The 19,454-nt window shown below is 50.3% G+C and carries 14 protein-coding genes and 1 riboswitch; of the genes, 6 read left to right on the top strand and 8 right to left on the bottom strand.

The genetic code is table 11. The features are described 5' to 3' along the window. Positions 1-131: 131 nt before the first annotated feature. The 3 genes from AC2215_RS17275 to AC2215_RS17285 form a co-directional block, all read right to left on the bottom strand. Entirely contained in the window at positions 132-1,430 is a 1,299-nt protein-coding gene (locus AC2215_RS17275) for a pentapeptide repeat-containing protein (RefSeq protein WP_486811237.1), read from the bottom strand. A 504-nt stretch (positions 1,431-1,934) separates the two neighbouring features. Beyond that, on the bottom strand, positions 1,935-4,577 hold the full coding sequence (locus tag AC2215_RS17280; protein WP_486811238.1) for a DEAD/DEAH box helicase: 2,643 nt from the start codon (positions 4,575-4,577) through the stop codon (positions 1,935-1,937). A 420-nt stretch (positions 4,578-4,997) separates the two neighbouring features. Further along, the gene (locus AC2215_RS17285) at positions 4,998-5,489 is read right to left on the bottom strand and encodes a HugZ family pyridoxamine 5'-phosphate oxidase (RefSeq protein ID WP_486811239.1); all 492 of its coding nucleotides are present in this window, start codon (positions 5,487-5,489) and stop codon (positions 4,998-5,000) included. A gap of 221 nt (positions 5,490-5,710) precedes the next feature. Here AC2215_RS17285 and AC2215_RS17290 point away from each other — a divergent pair, with 221 nt between their 5' ends. Beyond that, the gene (locus tag AC2215_RS17290; RefSeq protein WP_486811240.1) at positions 5,711-6,364 is read left to right on the top strand and encodes a hypothetical protein; all 654 of its coding nucleotides are present in this window, start codon (positions 5,711-5,713) and stop codon (positions 6,362-6,364) included. Between the two features lie 149 nt (positions 6,365-6,513). Here the strand turns inward: AC2215_RS17290 and AC2215_RS17295 are convergent, their stop codons facing one another. The 3 genes from AC2215_RS17295 to murG all read right to left on the bottom strand — a co-directional run bounded on the left by AC2215_RS17295 (position 6,514) and on the right by murG (position 9,486). Continuing rightward, positions 6,514-7,485, bottom strand: coding sequence for a sulfurtransferase (locus AC2215_RS17295; protein WP_486811241.1), 972 nt, complete (start codon positions 7,483-7,485; stop codon positions 6,514-6,516). Positions 7,486-7,517: 32 nt separating this feature from the next. Beyond that, a complete protein-coding gene (locus AC2215_RS17300) occupies positions 7,518-7,946 on the bottom strand; it encodes a DNA-binding protein (RefSeq protein ID WP_486811242.1) in 429 nt (142 codons plus the stop codon). 430 nt (positions 7,947-8,376) lie between these two features. Next, complete coding sequence (murG, locus tag AC2215_RS17305) at positions 8,377-9,486, bottom strand: undecaprenyldiphospho-muramoylpentapeptide beta-N-acetylglucosaminyltransferase (protein ID WP_486811243.1); 1,110 nt, start codon at positions 9,484-9,486, stop codon at positions 8,377-8,379. Positions 9,487-9,540: 54 nt separating this feature from the next. On the opposite strand from murG, the gene AC2215_RS17310 reads away from it, so the two are divergent. Then, positions 9,541-10,389 carry a nuclear transport factor 2 family protein gene (locus tag AC2215_RS17310; protein ID WP_486811244.1) on the top strand — a complete coding sequence of 283 codons (849 nt, stop codon included), beginning with the start codon at positions 9,541-9,543 and terminating at the stop codon, positions 10,387-10,389. A gap of 541 nt (positions 10,390-10,930) precedes the next feature. Here AC2215_RS17310 and AC2215_RS17315 read toward each other — a convergent pair. Then, the gene (locus tag AC2215_RS17315; RefSeq protein WP_486811245.1) at positions 10,931-11,788 is read right to left on the bottom strand and encodes a hypothetical protein; all 858 of its coding nucleotides are present in this window, start codon (positions 11,786-11,788) and stop codon (positions 10,931-10,933) included. A gap of 265 nt (positions 11,789-12,053) precedes the next feature. Continuing rightward, a riboswitch (TPP riboswitch) is annotated at positions 12,054-12,150 on the top strand. 7 nt (positions 12,151-12,157) lie between these two features. Here AC2215_RS17315 and thiC point away from each other — a divergent pair. Then, positions 12,158-13,537 (top strand): phosphomethylpyrimidine synthase, encoded by a 1,380-nt coding sequence (gene thiC, locus AC2215_RS17320; RefSeq protein ID WP_486811246.1) that lies wholly within the window; start codon positions 12,158-12,160, stop codon positions 13,535-13,537. A gap of 271 nt (positions 13,538-13,808) precedes the next feature. Here thiC and AC2215_RS17325 read toward each other — a convergent pair whose 3' ends face one another. Then, the gene (locus AC2215_RS17325) at positions 13,809-14,228 is read right to left on the bottom strand and encodes a helix-turn-helix domain-containing protein (protein ID WP_486811247.1); all 420 of its coding nucleotides are present in this window, start codon (positions 14,226-14,228) and stop codon (positions 13,809-13,811) included. A 487-nt stretch (positions 14,229-14,715) separates the two neighbouring features. Here AC2215_RS17325 and AC2215_RS17330 point away from each other — a divergent pair, with 487 nt between their 5' ends. Genes AC2215_RS17330 through AC2215_RS17340 form a run of 3 tightly spaced genes read left to right on the top strand, consistent with a single transcriptional unit; the run spans position 14,716 to position 19,268 of the window. Beyond that, positions 14,716-16,518: a DUF1822 family protein gene (locus AC2215_RS17330; RefSeq protein WP_486811248.1), complete on the top strand. Its 1,803-nt coding sequence runs from the start codon at positions 14,716-14,718 to the stop codon at positions 16,516-16,518. Positions 16,519-16,555: 37 nt separating this feature from the next. After that, a complete protein-coding gene (locus AC2215_RS17335; protein WP_486811249.1) occupies positions 16,556-18,388 on the top strand; it encodes a CHAT domain-containing tetratricopeptide repeat protein in 1,833 nt (610 codons plus the stop codon). Further along, positions 18,321-19,268, top strand: a complete 948-nt coding sequence (locus AC2215_RS17340; RefSeq protein WP_486811250.1) for a hypothetical protein — start codon at positions 18,321-18,323, stop codon at positions 19,266-19,268. Before AC2215_RS17335 ends, AC2215_RS17340 begins: the two co-directional genes overlap by 68 nt. Positions 19,269-19,454: the final 186 nt, after the last annotated feature.

Raw genomic sequence — 19,454 nt, forward strand, 5'->3', positions numbered from 1 at the left:
AGTAGACATCTGGTGGAAAAGGGTTAAAGGTGAAGGGTGAAGGGGAAAGGGAGACTTCGGTCTCGAAATTGATTTTAGTTTTTATTTCGATCGGATGTCTGATTATCGGAACTCGATCTAAAATCTAAAATCTAAAAAGGCGATCGCTCTCTTGCCCACTTCACCAACTCCAATAAATCGGTACTGTGTTGCCGATACTGGAGAATTTGTTCGTCACCCACTTGAGATTTCGATCGATACTGTTGATCTAAAGCAGAAATGGCAGCCTGATAATCGCGCTCGAAACGGGCCAGAAGTGCGGCGCGATCGGTTTCGGAAGGAACGTAGATGCGGATCGCCAAAGTTCCATCTTCTTGCATTTCTAGCGCCTGAATCGAGATTTCCGAGTCACCGTATTTGATTTGTAAATCTTGAAAGGCGATCGCAAATGCCTGCCAATCAATTCCATGGGTAAACATCAGATCGAGTAATTCCCGAACTTTTTGAAACTGACGGGCAAATTCCCCAGGGGCAAAGTTTTTTCCGTGGGGGTATCGTTTTCGAGCGTCTTTTTGCAGGTAAACGTGCTCGCAAATGCTACCTTTCAGGCGGGTGGCGCTATTCGTTTGCCAATCTTGGAGACAAGTTCCCGTCAGGGTTGCCTCCGTAAAATTCGCCCCGAACGCGCGCGCGCCACTCAAATCTGCTCCGGTTAAGTTCGCCCCCCGGAAGTTCGCCCCTTGCAGGTTCGCCAGCGATAAATCCGCCCCCCGCAAATCCGCCCCTTCGAGAGTGGCATCTTTGAGAAAAGCCCCCCGCAAATCGACCTCTTGCAAATCCACTTTCCCCAAAAAAGCCCGACTCAAAAACGCGCTACTCAAGTCCGCTTCTCGGAGGTTAGCATGACAGAGATAGGCATTTCTGAGATTTGCGCCGCTGAGATTCCCTTGACGCAAATCGACCCCCATGAGGTTGACACCATGGAGATCCGCTCCATTGAGATTGGTTTGAGAGAGAATGCTGCTCTTAAGGTTAGCCCCCGAGAGATTTTCCGATCGCAAGTTGGCTCCTCTTAAATCCGCGCCTTGGAAGTTCGCACGGGTGAGTTGAGTGTTGCCGAAGGTTGCCCCTCGAAAAAGCGCGCGCTCGAAGTTCGAGCGTCTGAGATTGGCTCCCCTCAAATCGGTCCAACTCAGATCTGCCCCTCTCAAATTCGCCCCAGAAAGGTTCGCCCGAGCCAAATTCGTCCCCATTAGGTTCGCACCACTCAGATTCGATCGACTCAAAGAAGCTCCCATCATCTCCACCCGAGAGAGATCGATCGCCCTCAGATCGAGATCGGTCAAGTTGGCCTTGTTCAAATCAATTTGAATGGCGAGATTTTCTTGTTTCCAAATATTCCATATCGTTACGCCTCGATCGATAATCGCGATGTGCGCTTGGTTTACCATTCAGTGGGCAGCCTCCGAGTGGGGAAAAAGTAATCAGTGATAAGTAATAAGTAATCAGCGATCGTTTGTTTAGGCACTCTATAATCTAAAGTGGTTCGAGTGATTTTTAATTTTCTACACGAATTAGGATAGACGAACAAAAATATTAATCGATATTTTTTTTGTTTTTAGTTATTTTATTTTTTATGTTTACCAAAAAAATATTGTGTGAAACCACCTGTTTAAAAGTTCGGTCTTTAATTAATGTCAAACTAAAAAAACACTTTATACTAATTAATTTAGTCGTAAAATGTACGAAGTTAATAGTGCTTTAAACGGGTTTATTTTTACGTTCGAATAAACTAGTATTTTCCCTTACTGATTACTGATTACTGAATTACTCGGTGTGCAACTTTAAGCGCTCGAAAGGATGGTGAGCGAGTCGAAAAATTCTCCTTTTCCCCTTCCCCTTTCCCCCCGTATAGTCAGGTTTTGGATCGTATAAGTTGCACATGGCGTTATTACTTAATTCGTTTCTTTCACCGGGAAGCGATCGATAAGTTGCATCGCTCGATAGGCATTTTGTTTAATCGAATCGCTGCAATGGGGAACGTGGGGAATTTGGGAGAGGAAATCGAGGGTGCGGCGTAAAATGCGGACGATATCTCCTTCATCCAAACTGGCATTGCCGCAGAGTTCGGACCACTCCACCCCTAAGGCCCAATTTTCTACCAGTCCCAAAAACTCTCGCTCCAGCCACACCGGCAGGTTCACTTGCTGGCGGTACTGAACTTGGAATAACTGGCGGCGAATTCCCCGCAATCCCCGCAATGCCTCGGAAACTTCTGGAGAAACGGCATAATTCGTCCAACTGTCGGGACGGGAAATTTCGGTCACCAGGGACGCACAGGCAGCGGCAAAATGGTGGGGGGCCAGATCGTCGAGTTGACCGCTGGTGAGGGCTAAACCCAGCCACAGTTCGTTATCTCCCCGAATGGCGGCGGTGGATTCTCCCTGGGGGGTGGGAGCGAGGGAGTCTTGCAAACACCCAAAGGTATGGAGGATTTCGATTAAGTCGAGAAACTCTTCCCAGTGGCGGGCGAGGTTGTGTTTGACTTTGGCTTGGCGATCGTTGAGTTCCGTTTGCAATCGCTCGACTCGTTTATCTCGTTTGAGCAGCGAAATCGGATCGCCCCACTGGCGGGCGGGGTGTTCTTTGAGTTCGGTTTCGAGTTCCTCGACTCGTTCCAACCAGCGATCGACTTCCGGGGCTTTTTCCGGAGGTGGCACGGGTGGGATGCGACCGACCAGAGGGGCGAGTTCCGGGTTCCCCTGGCGAGAACGTCCGGGTTTGAGGGGCATATCCGGTGGCGGTTCGATCGCATCCACCCCCTGCAACCGAGGAAATTCCCCGTGCAAACTCACCACATCTTTGGTCGCCACTACGTACCAGCGGTTATCTTGCCCCAAACAGACCAGATAGGGTGCTTGTCCCGATCCTTTGGTTTTGCTCACCAACACGGCCGGTAGGGGTTCGGAAGCCTTCCCCCGCTGAGTCTTGAGGCTGAGAATGCTACCGGAGACGGCGAAATTGAGAGCCATCACCAAGGATTTCTGCTGCACATCGTTAGCTTGACGGCGCAGGGTTTTGAGGATGCGCCGTTCTTCTTTGAGGCGTTCGTTTAATTTTTCGTAGTTTTTGAGCACATCGCGATCGACATTTTCCAACCAAGATCGGGCCGTTGCCAGTTCCGCTTCTAAATCGGCGATCGCCCGTTGTTGGGGTTTGAGATCCAGGGTGGCTAAATACTGACCGAAACTGCGTTCGACCAAATCCTTGGCTTCGTCGAGGGTGTGGGTTTGCAGCAGATTCAGTACCATACCGTAGGTGGGGGCAAACTGACTCACCAGGGGATCTGCCGTTGCTAGAGCCAGGTGAGCGGCTTCTTTTGCCCCTTCAAAGGGAGTTTGCACCGTCGCCACGTACCCCCGCTCGTCCATTCCCCGCCGTCCCGCCCGTCCGGCCATTTGCAAAAATTCCGAGGCTTTGAGCAAGCGGTGTCCTTCGTCGGTGCGCTTGGAGAGGCTAGAAATGACCGTGGTGCGGGCGGGCATATTAATCCCGGCGGCGAGGGTTTCCGTGGCAAATACGACTTTAATTAAGCCTTGTTGGAAAAGCTGTTCCACTAACCCTTTCCATGCCGGTAGGATCCCCGCGTGGTGGGCGGCAACTCCCCGATAGAGGGGGTCGAGTTGTTCCGGGCGAACGGCTTCGGGGTTGCGGGCGACGAAGGCATCGATTTGCTCGCGCAGTTGCTGGGCTTCGTATTCGTTGACGAGGGTCAGGTTGCCCACTTCTTTGACGGCGCGATCGCACCCCCGACGGCTGAAAATAAAATAAATCGCCGGCAGCATATCTTGCTTGCGCAGTTTGGCGAGAACGTAGCTAATGGCGAGGGGGTCGGGGCGTTTTCCCTTGCGTTTGGGCTGTCCCGGTTTGGGTTGCAACTTGGCGTTGATTTTGGTTTTTTGCTTGTTGAGGAGGGGGAAGAGTCCTTTGGTGTTGCAGAAGCTAAATTCGAGGGGGACGGGGCGAAAATCGGAATAAATGAGTTCGGTGGGGCCGTGGACTTCCCCGATCCAGTCGGTGAGTTGGTCGCTGTTGGCAATGGTGGCCGATAAACCCACCAGTTGAATGTCGGGAGGGCAGTAGATAATCGATTCTTCCCACACCGTTCCCCGCGCCCGATCGTTCATGTAGTGGCATTCGTCGAGCACCACCGTTTCTACCCCCATCACGGAGGTGCCGACTTCGCCGATGGGGGTGCCGTAGAGCATATTGCGGAAAATTTCCGTGGTCATTACCAGGACCGGTGCATCCCGATTGATGGAGATATCCCCGGTGAGCAGTCCCACTTTCTCGTCCCCGAATTGGCGGCGGAAGTCTCGCAGTTTTTGGTTGGAGAGGGCTTTGAGGGGGGTGGTGTAGAATACGCGCCGTCCCCGAGATAGGGCGCGATGGATGGCATATTCTCCGATCAGAGTTTTTCCCGACCCGGTTGGGGCGCAGACGATCGCGGATTTTCCGGCGTTGAGGGCAGCGATCGCTTCGTACTGAAATTCGTCGAGGGGGAAGGGAAAAAGGATTTTCGGGTCAAGCTCTGACATAAGCCGGGGGCAATTTCACCCAAGGTGAGGGGGATTGGTATTTTAACATCATACCCAACAGTGACTGTGGGCAGCATTTGACTGATATAGCTAAGCGCATAGCAGTTAGGACGAATAAATTGGGATGCACTCCATCGCTCAAAAATTCACGCACAAACCCCAAATGGGTCATGCAAAAGTGGTCGCCAATTGAGTGTCCTAAGCCCCCTGCGCTTAGCTATACGGTGACGCTCCGGACGCTCCGGACGCGGTGAGGACGAGTACGAATGTGTCAGTCGAGGAGGGAAGAAATACTTCGAGGAAAATCCTTCAACTATAGGGGTTTGAGTGGGTGTTTCTTAGGAGAGAGGCAGTTTACAAAGGTATATTTTTAGACTCCGGTGGATGTGAGCGGGGGGAGAAAAATCCCAAACTCTTCAATTACCCTTTGATGTGGGTGAGGCGATCGAGATTTTCGGGATCGATTTGGTAGGCGGCACCGAAACCGATGGCGAAGCGTCCTCCGGTGGGGGTGAGTTGGAAGATGCGGAAGTCGGCTAAACCTCGCAGGACACCGACGATTTCCCCGAAGCGATCGGTAAAGCGATCGGCGATTTGCGTCCAATTTTCGCTTTCTCGATCGAGTAACATCGCCGTACAATCGAGGGTCAGTCGTTGACGGGCGAAGATTTGGGTGGTTTGGGCTTCGTCTTCAATCAGGAGAATACTGGAGATCGGGTTGGCGTGTAGATTTTGGGTGTGGGTGGATAAACCGCTGACGTAAATATAGAAGTTTTTGTCGGCATCTCGGACGAAGGGGGCGTAACTGGCGTTGGGAATGCCTTCCGGACTGACGGTACTTAAAATTAGGCTTTGAAATCGATCGGGAAAGGCTTGATAGGTTTGTTGGGCTTGTTCGAGTTTGTTCATCATAGATATCTGGTTGAAAATGGAAAAAGGTTAAGGGAGAAGAAATTTATAATTTCGGTATAGACATCGATCTAATTTTTTATTGCCACCAGATGTCTAATCGATATGTAATGGAACAATTTCGCTCGATGTCGATACTTTTTTCAAGTTATCTGCGCTCTGTGCGATCGAGACCAAAATATTTTAGTCTATATTCATTTTAGGGGTAACAGAAACAAATGAGTGTGATAATTATCGTTTTAGTTGTTATATTCTTCGATTCAAACCCAGGAAATGGCGAGCTTAAACCTTTAATCTTACTCATACCAGCCTCTTGGATTATTCACTTCCGAACCGTATTTTCCAATATCACCCTTCGTCTAGCTTTGTGGAAAGGATATAAGCTACCGAAACGATTAGAAAATTTCCCCGTACATCCAACTTCTTTAGAAGATTACTCGAACAGCAAAAATAAAGTCGATCGTTTCATAGAGTTAGCTTCAAAAGATGAAAAATTAAATCTCGAACTCAGATTAAGCAGTGCAGAAATCAATAATATTTACTTGCAAGGAAAGCCAATTAATAAATATCGACGGCATCCAGAATTTTATATTGGATGGGTTTATCCTTATTTTGCTAGGTATTATGACAGTGAAACGAAATATACTTATTTAGAAATTCAAGAAAATGGTATTTTTCAAAAAAACATAAATTATCCTTCATTTAAAGGAAGAGATGCTATTTTTACCACACATGGTCTCTGGACGATTGTAAAACGTGAAGAGCAGATTAAGATTCGAGAAACAGTTCTCTATCCTAACAAAGAGGGAGATGAAGATTTTAACGATTTTTTGGATTCGGTATTGAGAAAAATTGCTCTGAAGCTTCTCTCAATCTAGACTGAGTTTTACGAATACTCTTTGCAGACCAACGATCTATTTTTAACTTTATTCGGGATAGAACAGTTTTGGGATCGGTATTCAGAAAACGATCGACCCGAGCGAGGAACACCAAAGTCCGAAAAAATTATAGCTGTCATGGGCAAGATTTACGATGTCGAAATTATCGATCGAACCTTAGTCATCAAAGTTGGCAAAGACGATCGCTCCATCGGCAACGCCTCATCCGCCGACCATTCCCACATCGAACCCGGGTAGTTCTTCACCTCAAATCCCAAATCCACCAATACAGCTGTCAGCCAAGCCGATCGCACCCCACCGGTACAATAGGCGATCGCCCTCGATTCAGGAGTAATCCCTTTTTCTCGCAACATAGAGAGAATCGTTGGGCGATCGAATAACTTCCCCCGATCGTCCATCAGGGTTTTGTAATACAGATGCACCGCACCGGGAATCCGACCGCCGCGCGTTTCGCCGTAGGGGGTTTCTCCCGCATATTCGCGGGGTTCGCGGGTATCGATAACGACCCAATTTTCCCGTTCCAATCCCCGATGCAAGGTTTCGCGATCGATACTCCAAAGTTCTCGGCGTTCGATGGTAAAGTCCCCAGCCGAAGATTTTGTTGCCTGCACATCCAACTGCGCCAAAGCCGCCGCGCCGCCATCGACCAATACCGCTTGCGAGTGTCCCAAACTGCGCAGCATCCAGACGATGCGTCCTTCTTCCCCCCACCCCCGAATCGGATCGCCGATGGCAACGACCGGTCGATGGTTGAAAATGCCGATTTCCCGCAGTTTCTCCGTTAAAAGGCGATCGTCTGCGAGGAGTTTGCCGCGATCGGGATTGTCGGGTTGGGAGAAATCCTGCCACCGTACGGGAACTGCGCCGGGAATGGGAGGAAATCGAGACGATCGAGCATCGAGCAGGGTTGCCCCCGCCTCGATTAAACCTCGGGCGCGATCGGCACTGACGATCCAATGCCCGCTTAAATCCCCCGAGTCGAGGGCAAATACCGAACTCGATTCGATGGGAGCCGGCGCTCGGTCAAGGCGACCCCAAAGCACGAGCATCAGGGCGATGGCGACAACAATCAAGGCAAAAGTTCGATCGAATCCCAACATGGGTCAAGGAGGTTCTTCTGGAGCCTTCCCCATCATTCCCAAGAAATGACCTTCACATCATAAAAACTTTCAATCCAGACCTTGGCTCCACCGCACCGACTCTTGGGAGAATACACCACCCGACAGCCTCCGGGGATTTCCACTTGATGCCCGTAAATATTGGAATCGCCCTTTTTGACGGTAATCACGGGCAGCCGTTCTTGGGTCTTTTGATTGTGGCTAATGATGTGAGAGTTCACGTGGACGATGGTTTTCGCGGGTTTTCTGCGCACGCGCCAAGTTGGCTTCGGACCCCGATCGCATCGATCGATGATGGGTTGACCCGCAAACAGAGGCATCAACCAGATTCTACCGGTTTTGTAAGCACCTCTGACTCGACCCGATTTGAGGAGGACTCGCAATCGAGCGGTGGAGATGTTTAATATTTTCGCAGCTTGCGTGGTACCGACAATTTTCAACATATCTTGTTATCGCAATAGTAGTGACGCAGGAATGTGAAAGGGAAAAACTAACACGAAATGGTTTCTAACGTCAGTTCGGGTTAAGAGTCGATTTTTAACTGCCTCAACGAAATCATGCAGGTTTGAGACCTAAAATCAGTAACAGCAAGATCGGGGTTTAAGCTTATTCCGAATTCACGTGTTTTTAACTTCCGTCAAAACCGACAATAAGTATTTGGGCAATAAACTCTACAACAAACGAAACCCAATCTAGCACTACACAAATGCGTTAGGACATCAGTGAGGATGAACCTCTCTAGGCTCAAACCCATATTTAACAAGAGTCTAAACTATCGCCAATCTGCTCGCTCTGTCCTAACCTAAATACGTAAGGCTATATATCCAAATGCTTTGCCCTCTAGAGGGGAAGAGCGTCGCAACTGACCCATTGTCAATTGTCAATTGTCAATTGTCCATTGCACTCTTCCACCCAGTCTCGCACCAACCGGGCCAATCGATCGGCACTGTCGGGAACGGCCATCTGCGCCATTTTCTCCGACATTTGCGAGAGTCGATCGCGATCGGCAAGTAGCCCCAACACTTGCTTATCGAGTAATTCCGGTGTCAGCTCCTCCTGGCGAAACATCATCGCCGCGCCGGTTTTAGCAAAGATATCGCCATTATAAAACTGATGGTCGTCGGCGGCGTAGGGATAGGGAATCAAAATCGCCGGAGTGCGGGTGACGGCTAACTCGGTGAGGGTTCCCGCCCCGGAACGGCTAATGGCTAAATCTGCTCGTTGCAACAATCCTGCCATCTGGTTATAAAAGGGCATCGCCAGGTACTGCGGATGGGACAAACTCAAGGCATCGGGGTCATTATCTCCGGTGAGATGCACGATCCAAGCCCCCGCCTCAAACCACGCCGGGGCGCACTGACGCACCAACTGGTTCACCGCCACCGCTCCTTGGCTACCCCCCACCACTACAATCAGGGGAACATCCGGGGGAACGGGCAAATCGCAGGTGGCTTCAGCGAGGAATTCCGGGCGAACGGGAGTACCGACGCAGAGAGTTTTGGCATTGTTGAGATATTCGGCGGCGCGATCGAATCCAACGGCAACGGTACTACACCAGCGCCCCAACCAGCGAGTCACTTTCCCCGGCATGGCATTCGATTCGTGGAGAATCACCGGTAATCCCAACGTTCTGGCGGCGAGGGTAATGGGGGCGGCAATATAACCCCCAGTGGTGAAGACGCCCTGAAATTTTCCCCGCGCGAGCAGTTGGCGGCAGGTGAGAATCGCCCCAGTTAACCGAGCAAAAACTTTGAGGGTTCCCAAACCCAAACGTTGCTGAAACCCATCGACATCGATCGTCTGAAGGGGATAGTCGTCGGGCACGAGTTTGGTTTCCAAGCGGTGGGGAACTCCCAACCACTCGATGTGATAGTCGCTCAGTTGTCGGGCAGTGGCGATCGCGGGGAATAAATGACCGCCCGTACCGCTAGCCGCGACGAGCAAACGCTTCGGGGTTTGTGTCGAATTTGAGGTATCTGCCACTAGCCGATCTGCTCCGCTATGATAATGAGAGTCAAATACACAACGTATCACTCAATGGGTAACTCCACTGGCTTTTCCTGGAATTTCGGAAGTTCTCGATCGAATTTTAGCAGCCGGTTCCGCCCCGGTCGCCATCGATGGGTGGCTTCGATGCTGGGTCTGGCGATCGGTGCCCTGGGTGGATTTTCGATGGAACCGGCATGGGCAAACCCCCCCGAAACGGCACCCCCGGAACTCCAGGAACTGCTCGTAAAAATCGACGAAGCGGCTTCCCAAGAAGATATGGATGGCGTTCTGAAGTTTTACGGCGAAGATTTTACCCATGCCGACGGCTTGACCCGCGACACTCTCGAAGAAGCGTTAGAGCAGTTTTGGCAGCGCTTCGACGAGCTAAGCTATCGCACGGAGTTAATGTCCTGGGAAACCGATGAAACTGGAGCGATCGTTGCCGAGACCACAACTTATATTACCGGCATCGAAACGCTGTCCAATCGGGAGTTCGCCTTAGAGGCTACGATGCAGTCTCGCCAGCGCTACGCCAACGATCGCATCGTCTATCAGGAAGTTCTCCTCGAAGAATCTCAACTCACCTCCGGAGACGCACCCCCCACCTTAGATGTCTTTCTCCCAGAACAGGTGTTTCCCGGCGCGCGATATAATTTCGACGCGATCGTCCGCGAACCGCTCGAAACCGACTTCCTCATTGGGGCGGCCGTGGAACAAAACGTAGATGTGGAAGAATATCTCAACGTTCCCACTATCGAACTCGAAGCCTTACCGGCCGGAGGCGTGTACAAACTCGGGCGGGCTTCATCGGATGAAGGGGCCTACTGGGTTTCGGCCCTGACGATTCGCGGTGGCGGTATTGCGTTGGTCACCCGACGGTTTCAGGTGGCTCGATGATGAGTGAAGTTTTGGGTTTGTTAGGATGACCCCGACCGGGGTTTACCTTCGATCGAAACCAAATAAATGCTTATTTTAGATTTTGGATAAGCTCGCACCCTGCATTCTACCCCGGCGTCAAAATGGACGAACGTCCGATTCCCGAGTTGATTTTTCTTTAATTTTGCCCGATCCGTTCGGTTATTCAGTCTTGTGAAATCGAGAAACCCTTCCGACTCTGAGTGTTTGTCGAAATGAAAGCATTGACGCGAACCGATCGCATTTTTGGCTAAAGGTAGACACCCGGAGGGATTGGTGGGCAGTTTTTGGTGTGGAGGTTGCACTCTGATACAAGCGATCGAACTGCCCACCCTACATATTGATTCTAGGAGTCTATAGTATCAAGTTCGGTTGAATACTTATAGTTCACCGTGAAATGAGCAGGGGGAGCTGAGGAAGCTGGGGGAGAGATTCAGCACAATCGTGCTTTTTGTCAGTGATTATCCGAACTTGATATAACCTGCGAAAACGGCTGTAACCAAACCCGTCTAACTACGGTAACTTAGTATTCAACCAAACCGAGGAACGTCTGCATTCGATCGGCTATCTCTCGAACCCATTTCGGGTTCCTGATTCCTGGAAATTTATAGGCTTTACCGGCGTGAGGCGCGATCGTTAACTGATATTGTTTCCCAAAACGACGAGTGCGAAACTCTTTCACTTGAATTGAGGAAATATCGTTGAGGGGATAGGTTTGGGTGCGAGTTCCCAAAACCGTTTTAATCCGACGAGTATATCGATCGTTCTCTTTGTCGAAAATAATCGTTTGCGATCGCATCGCAATGTAAATTACAAAAACTGCAACGAGGGGATAAAGTAGAAAGAGAGGAACGCCTCCCCAAAATCCGCCACTAAAGCGCGTATCTTCCTGAAAATAAAACGATGACTCTTGGGAATAAATAAAGCTTTTGAAGGTTTCGATAAATTCTACGTGAAAAGAGGGAGTATATCCCGACTCGATCGCATATCGAGTTTCAAACAAGCGCTCGCTTCCCGATTGGGTAATTAGAGAGACCCAAACTTTGCGAGTACCGCCTCCTTCTCCATTTAACCATTCTGCCGATTTGAATTGGGCATCGACAACGCTATCGACAGGTTTATCTTTAACCCTTTCGACAAAACCGAGATATTCAGATTGGGAGAGGCGGCAATCAACGAGTTGGGATTCGATGCGATCGCACGATAGGGTCATGATTCCATATTCCGAGGAAATAAGCACCAGCAACCCCAACGGGATTCCCCCAAAAAAAGCCATACAGAACATCAAAAAAAGATTGGAGAGTAGACCGCGCGTTTTATAGCAAACGAGTCGAGTTTCCGTTTCTTCGATAATCTGAAATTGGGGGAGAAGAGGAGTCATATCAAGGGAGGCAATCGATTTTAGAAGACTCTAACATTGACAATTCTAAAACTTGTCGATCGAAACGACGATCGCTTTGTTCTAGGGGATAACGCGAAATCGTTTTTTTCCATTCCCCGTTCCCTATTCCCTATTCCCCATTCCCTATTCCCTATTCCCCATTCCCCATTCCCCGTTCCCCGTTCCAAAACTGACGTTAAATTACAGAAAATTACGAATTACGATCGACCAATTCTCCCATCTCGATCGACGCGGTAGAATTCAACGATCGAGCTAGGGGTGCCCGCGCCATCGGGCTGAGATTACACCCTTAGAACCTGAGTCCGGCTAATACCGGCGGAGGGAAGCTGTTAATTGAGGATACGACATATGCGAACAGAATGGGTTGCTAAGCGCCGGGGACAAGCCAACGTCTCCCAGATGTACTACGCGCGTCAGGGTCTGCTGACCGAAGAGATGCACTACGTCGCCCAGCGGGAAAACCTGCCGGTGGACTTAATTCGCGAGGAAGTGGCGCGGGGACGGTTGATTATTCCCGCCAACATCAACCACACCAACCTCGAACCGATGGCAATCGGTATCGCCTCCAAATGCAAAGTCAACGCCAATATCGGCGCGTCTCCCAACTCTTCCGATATTAACGAAGAGGTAGAAAAGCTGAACCTAGCGGTGAAATACGGTGCGGATACGGTGATGGATTTATCCACCGGCGGGGGCAATCTCGATGAAATCCGCACGGCGATTATCAACGCTTCCCCCGTTCCCATCGGCACGGTTCCCATCTATCAAGCGTTAGAAAGCGTGCATGGCAACATCGAAAACCTCACCCCCGAGGACTTCCTCCACATCATCGAAAAGCACGCCCAGCAGGGGGTCGATTACATGACCATCCATGCGGGTATCCTGATCGAACATTTGCCCAAAGTGCGCAGCCGCATCACCGGCATCGTCTCGCGCGGGGGCGGGATTATTGCCAAGTGGATGTTGCACCACCACAAGCAAAACCCCCTCTACACCCATTTCAACGACATCATCGAAATTTTTAAAAAGTACGATGTCTCCTTCAGTTTGGGGGATTCCCTGCGTCCCGGTTGCACCCACGATGCCTCCGATGAAGCGCAGTTGGCGGAACTGAAAACCCTCGGTCAACTGACCCGCCGCGCCTGGGAACATGACGTGCAGGTGATGGTAGAAGGGCCCGGACACGTGCCCATGGACCAAATTGAGTTCAACGTCAAAAAGCAGATGGAAGAGTGCTCGGAAGCGCCTTTCTACGTTTTGGGGCCGTTGGTGACGGATATTGCCCCCGGTTACGACCATATTACGTCGGCGATCGGGGCGGCGATCGCCGGTTGGCACGGGACGGCGATGCTGTGTTACGTGACACCCAAGGAACACCTGGGATTGCCCAATGCCGAAGACGTGCGCAATGGCTTGATTGCCTACAAAATTGCCGCCCACGCTGCCGATATCGCCCGTCACCGTCCGGGGGCGCGCGATCGCGATGACGAATTGTCGGCAGCTCGGTATAATTTCGACTGGAACCGCCAGTTCGAGCTATCCCTCGATCCCGATCGCGCTCGCGAGTACCACGACGAAACCCTACCGGCCGATATCTACAAAACAGCGGAGTTCTGCTCGATGTGCGGACCTAAATTCTGCCCGATGCAGACGAAGGTGGATGCGGATGCGCTAACAGAGTTGGAGAAGTTCCTGGCTCGGGATCAGGAAGCGGTGACCCAGAGTTAAAATCTTCTAGATTCAATCGAACCGGCGCTGTTGGAGTTGTGGCAGTGCCGGTTTTTGGTATTTGCGGCAGATGCGATCGATTTTATAGCAACTGCCAGGGCGGGCGCGGACAACACCTGAAAATTGTGTAATGTTGCTGAGGTCTTCTCCCCTTCGCCCCCTTCGCCCCCGAAGCTCACTCAAACCTGAATTGTAAGTGTTTAACCGAACTTGATATTATCCCCACGATCTGGAAGACGATCGAAAGCGATCGTTTTTTGAAAAACTCGATTCACGATTCGAGGTGGTTAATTTTCCACTTGAGACCGGCTTTCTGGGTCAAAATGTGGAGAATGTCATTCAAAATAGTGGGATCGGGCGGATCGAGCAACTCAATGATGACCCGAGAACCATCCGGGTGGGCACCAGCGGTTCGATCGCGATACGCTTTTTCCATTTCGCGCTTCGCATTGCGTCGGTTAATCTTCACTCCCCCCAACGCTGCTGAAATTTTCTTCCACAAGCGAGGCCCTACATTCACCGAAATATAGTTGTACGTTCGATCTAAGTTTTGGGCCATTTGCTCGTAGGTCTGATTTTCCAGGGTTCCCCGAAGTACTCCCCGTTCGGTAGAGGTCAGGGGTTTGGCTGTCTTCTCAAGTTCGTCACTGATAAATTTTTCTAATACTGTTATGGAAATATAAGGATACATATTGATGTACTAAGTCTCTGAACTATCGTTATTCGATCGAATGTTATGGCAATCGTCATAGCAAGCGCGGACACTTGTGAAGCTGGGAAAGATTGATTGCGGTGCGGGTTAATTACACAATTGTCCGGTGTTGTCCGCGCCCAACATGGCGACTGCTATATCACTATAACATAACAAAAACCTACTGTTATGGTTGTATTGTTCTGTGAATTCTTCTAAAGATAAGGTTTTCTCACAACCACACTGGTGGATTTCGACACCGCCATTCAACGCTCGAATGCTGTCCTCTGCACTAGCCAATCAAACCACTCCAGCCATAAGACAAGGAAAGAAGAATGTTTGATTGTAGTTTCATATTTCAAACCTATGTTTAGGGTAGATCGGTCTAAACAATGAAGCATAAGTTTAGAGCGCCAATTGACTGACATTTTTGATTAAGTTATTCTGTTTATTTTGCTAAAGGTAAGGTTTTCTCACCACCACGCTTATGGATTTTGACACTGCCATCCAACGATCGAATATCATCCTCTTCACCAACGACGATAAACCTCTGAGCGCGCCGGAGATCGTCATTCTGGAAGGGATTTGGCAGGGGATGACCTATCCGCAAATGGCAGCAGCCTCCCCAGACTACAGCGAGAATTACCTCTCGCGGGATGTCGGCCCTCGGCTTTGGAAGCGGTTGTCGAAAGCATTGGGTAAATCCGTGAGCAAAACGAACTTTCGGTTGGTACTAGAACGATCGCAGCATTCTTTGGAGTCACCGCCAGCACCCCGACAACCCAGCATTGATTGGGGGGATGCACCGGAAGTTCCGATCTTTTTCGATCGCACCTCAGAACTCGAAACCCTGACAGGGTGGATACTTCAGGATAACTGCCGACTGGTTGCGGTTCGGGGACTCAGCGGCATGGGAAAAACGGCTTTGGTGAGAAAACTCGTCGATCGCATTGGAGATCGATTCGATCGAGTAATGTGGCGTTCCTTAACTTTTGCGCCAAATCTCGATAAAGTTATGCTAAATTTAAGGTTAAAATCCGACACGTCACCGGCAACCGAGGAAGAACTGATGCAGCAATGGCGATGCCAGCGCCATCTACTGGTTCTCAACGGCGTGGATGCCATTCTGAAAACCGATCGACTTGCGGGAGAGTACCGAGAAGGCTACGAAGATTATGGCAAACTGTTCCAACGCATTGGCGAAGAAACCCATCAAAGCTGTCTGATTCTGGTGGGTTTGGAAATACCGGGAAACGTCATCACCCTCGAAGGTACAACCTCTCCGGTGCGCGAGTTGGAACTGTCGGGATTGTCGGAAGCCGCAGCCAGGGAACTGTTGCAAGCCGAGGGGTTGGTGGGGGAATCAAGCTGGCGGGATTTAATCGATCGCTATCAAGGCAATCCCGCAGTATTAAAGATGGTGGCAACGATCGTTCGTCAATTATTTCACGGTAATATCACGGAGTTTTTAGAGCGAGACACGCTCATCTTTGGAGATATCAATTCCCGACTCGATCGCACGTTCGATCGACTCTCAGTCATTGAAGAAGAAATCCTCTACCACCTAGTTGTCGAACCGGAGTCGCTTTCATTTACCACGCTTAGGGATAAGTTAACCTTACCTGAAGGCGAGCTGTTGGCCGCACTGGCATCCCTGGAGAGGCGATCGCTGCTGGCAACCGAGAAACTCGAAGGGGAATCTCGATTTACGCTTTCAACAATGGTAATGCAGTATGCAACTCAACGATTTGTTAAGCAGATGGGAGGCCCGGAAAGGTTGTCTGCATCCCCGCGAGAGATGGAAGAATCACTAGAATTAAGCCCTTGTGCTAAGTCGCCGACGGTGTTGAGTCGATGGTTAGAAAATAAATTCGAGGCAACTTGGCAATCCGTAGAAACACTGATCGGTGTACAATCTCTTAAACTCTCCTTAAATTTACGAGATTCGTCTGTGCTGAGACAGGATCGAACTGTTAAGCGGTTCAAACGAATTTCGCTGAAGGGACAGTCGGGAACAAGGGAAATTGCTTTGCTGGTGGCAATTTCGCTCAAAGAAAACGGTCGGTTGGCGGTTCGCACCCAGGTACAACCCATCGATCGCGATGCTGTTTTGCCCGATCGCCTTAAGTTTGGGTTAATCGACGAAACGGGGAATATTCTCCGAGAAATTGAATCTCAGAACCAAGACAATTTTATTCAACTGCCCCGTTTTACCGGAGAGTTACAAGAGCGGTTTCGCCTTCAGGTTTCACTAGGAAATATTCACATTTCTGAAGAGTTCGTTATCTGAAAAATAGGCTGAAACTTAGATTTATCTTGAGGTTTCTATGAAGACGATCGTCATGAATCTCAACGACGGAAATTTAATCATCGGTTGTTCGAGGATAGAGATTCAATTGCGGGATGAAAATGGCACAGAAAGCCTGAGATTACAAGGGAGCTTGCCGGCCAATCCTAATTTATTCGAGCTGCACGAGTCTTTTCGAGTTTCCTACCAATCTTATTATCAAAATTTGAGGTGTCGGATTCAAGTGGGTGATGAAGATGAGTCGCAAGGCATCCGGTTTTCTCGTTCGGAATTCGATCGCCTCCAGGAACAATTAGCCGCCGAATTAAACCGTTGGCTACATTCAGATTCATTTCTGATAATCGAGCAGAGATTGCGAACCCGGCTTGACCTTCGGGATGAAATACAAATTATTATCCAAGCATCCGATCGGCAAATGCATCAAGTCTTGTGGGAATTTTGGGACTTCTATCAAGACTACCGAAAAGCCGGAATTGTCTTCAGTTTTTCAGAATACGAGCGGATAGCTGCAACTGAGCCAACGAATCCCCGAACGGAAAGCCCGATCGAAGTCAAAATTCTAGCGATTCTGGGCAACTCGACCAATATCGAGATTCAGACCGATCTAAGCTCGATCGAGCAATTACCCCATGCCCGAGTTGAATCTTTAGTCGAACCCACTTGTTGTCAACTTCATGAGTCGATTTGGGCGAACAACTGGGACGTTCTCTTTTTTGCCGGACACAGTCAAAGCGAGAACGGCGAGGGTCGAATTTACCTGAATTCCCAAGGGGAGAGTTTAACCCTGACTGAATTAGAAAACGCCTTGATTTGTGCGATCGAACGGGGCTTAAAACTGGCAATTTTTAGCTCTTGCGATGGCATGGGGTTGGCGTGGGATCTCGCAGAATTGAACGTTCCTCAAATCATCGTTTTTCGAGATTCAGTTCCCGACCGCGTCGCTCACCAGTTCCTAAAAAACTGTTTGCAAGCCGTCGCCCGTGGCAAAACGGTCTGCTTAGCGGTGCGGGAAGCTCGGGAGCGGTTAGAAACGCTAGAAAATCAGTATCCCGGCGCAAGCTTACTCCCCGTCGTCTTCCAAAATCCAGCGGCCTATCCCACCCTCACTTGGCCCCAAACCACAACCCAGGTTTTCCCGAGCGTACCTGTGACATTGACAATTTTGCTCGCGTGCGCGATCGCCTATTGGTCTCTCGGCACAACGATGGCTTCGGTTGCCAACCGCCTGGGAATGTCCCACCACCGACGAGATCGATTTCCGATCGCCCAAACGCTCTACCAAACTGCAACATTCTTCGACCTCGGATTTGCCCCCGCTCATTACAACCGAGGGTGGCTGTTCAAAGAAATCGGCGATCGCGATCGAGCGATCGCATCCTATCGTCAAGCCGCTTTACGGGGATTACCAGAAGGGTACGCCGAAGCATCCCGCCTGCAAATTCTCGATGGCGACTATCCCGGTGCTTTGACGGCAATATCTCAATGTTTGCAGCGTAGCGAGTACGATGCCGTCCGCGCCGCGTGTTTGAAAAATCAGGGCTGGGTGTACTTCGAGCAAAGGCGATACGCAGACGCGGAAGCCGTTCTGCGCGAGGCAATTTCCATCGACGAAGATATGGCCGTGGCTCATTGTTTCTTAGCGCGGGTTCTCGAAGCTCGGGAAAAGCCGCAGGAGGCGGGGGTTTTTTGGGACAACACCTATGTCTGGATGGGTTTACTGGGGAAAGGTGAAGTATTTCCAGAACATCACGACTGCCAGATTCAAGCACAGCAACGGTTAAGCCATGAAATTCACACCCACGCTAGCCAGCTCCATGGGGCTGAGTACGATTCTCATTCTGCCCAGTTCTAAACTGGGTTTTCGTCGAGAGATCCGACCCGCAGCGATCGAGATCGTTCACTTCACACAGAACAGATCCACTCAACTTAGACCCAACCTTCAGGCATGGGACTGCGATCCCGAAATTTACGAGTGTCCCAGCCAAGCGGAAAACGAGTGTCGCCCCGATCTGATCCATTGTCCGAGTTCTCGCCAATGCGATCCTCATCTGTATCAATGTCCGACTCGGGGCGAGATTGAAGAAATCTCCGATATTCCCTACATTATTAGCCCACGCCGCACCTATCTATTAAAAGATCGCCCCTCATTTCGCTGGAATCGAGTCGAAGGGGCAACCCGCTACATCGTCAGTTTGCTCGAAATCGACGAGGCTGCGGGTACGTTCCGCAAGCTGTGGAGTCAATCTACCCCCGAAACAGCGATCGATTATCCAGCCGATGCGCCCTCACTCCAACCCGAAGCCGAGTATCTGCTGATGGTGGAAACGGATACCGGGGCCTCATCTCAAACCGAACGTATTCCTGGCGGTGTGGGCTTCCGATTGCTCGAGACCGATCGCATCCAACAAATCCTAGCCGATCGCGATCGAATCGAACAACAGAATCTCGATGCCACAGCTAAAGCCTTAGCGATCGCCTCCCTCTACGTCGAAAACGGCGCGATCGCCGCAGCGGTGAGACATTTAGAAGACGCCGCAGCCAGCCGCGTGGCAACCGCTCCGATTTATGCCGGACTGGGCAGGCTGTACGGCAATTTCTTAGCCCTACCCCGACAAGCTAGTGAATTTGACTGTCAGGCGATCGAACTGGCTGATGAAACCCAATCCCAGATCCGCGATGCCGCGCGAGAACGGCTAGAACGCTTCGGACGGACTTGTGAGAGGGAACTGTAGGGGCAAAGCATTTGAGCGATTAATTAACGTCAGTTCGGGTTAAGGATACTTGAAAGTCCGGGTCGTGATGTGGATTCGAGTCATCAGTAGAAGAACCTCTCACCCCACTGGCTCTAATCGACTCTAAGCACTTGCGATCGCCCCCGACTCTACCCCCTACACCCCACACCCTACACCCTACACCCC

It is taken from the genome of Zarconia sp., from assembly GCF_057467645.1.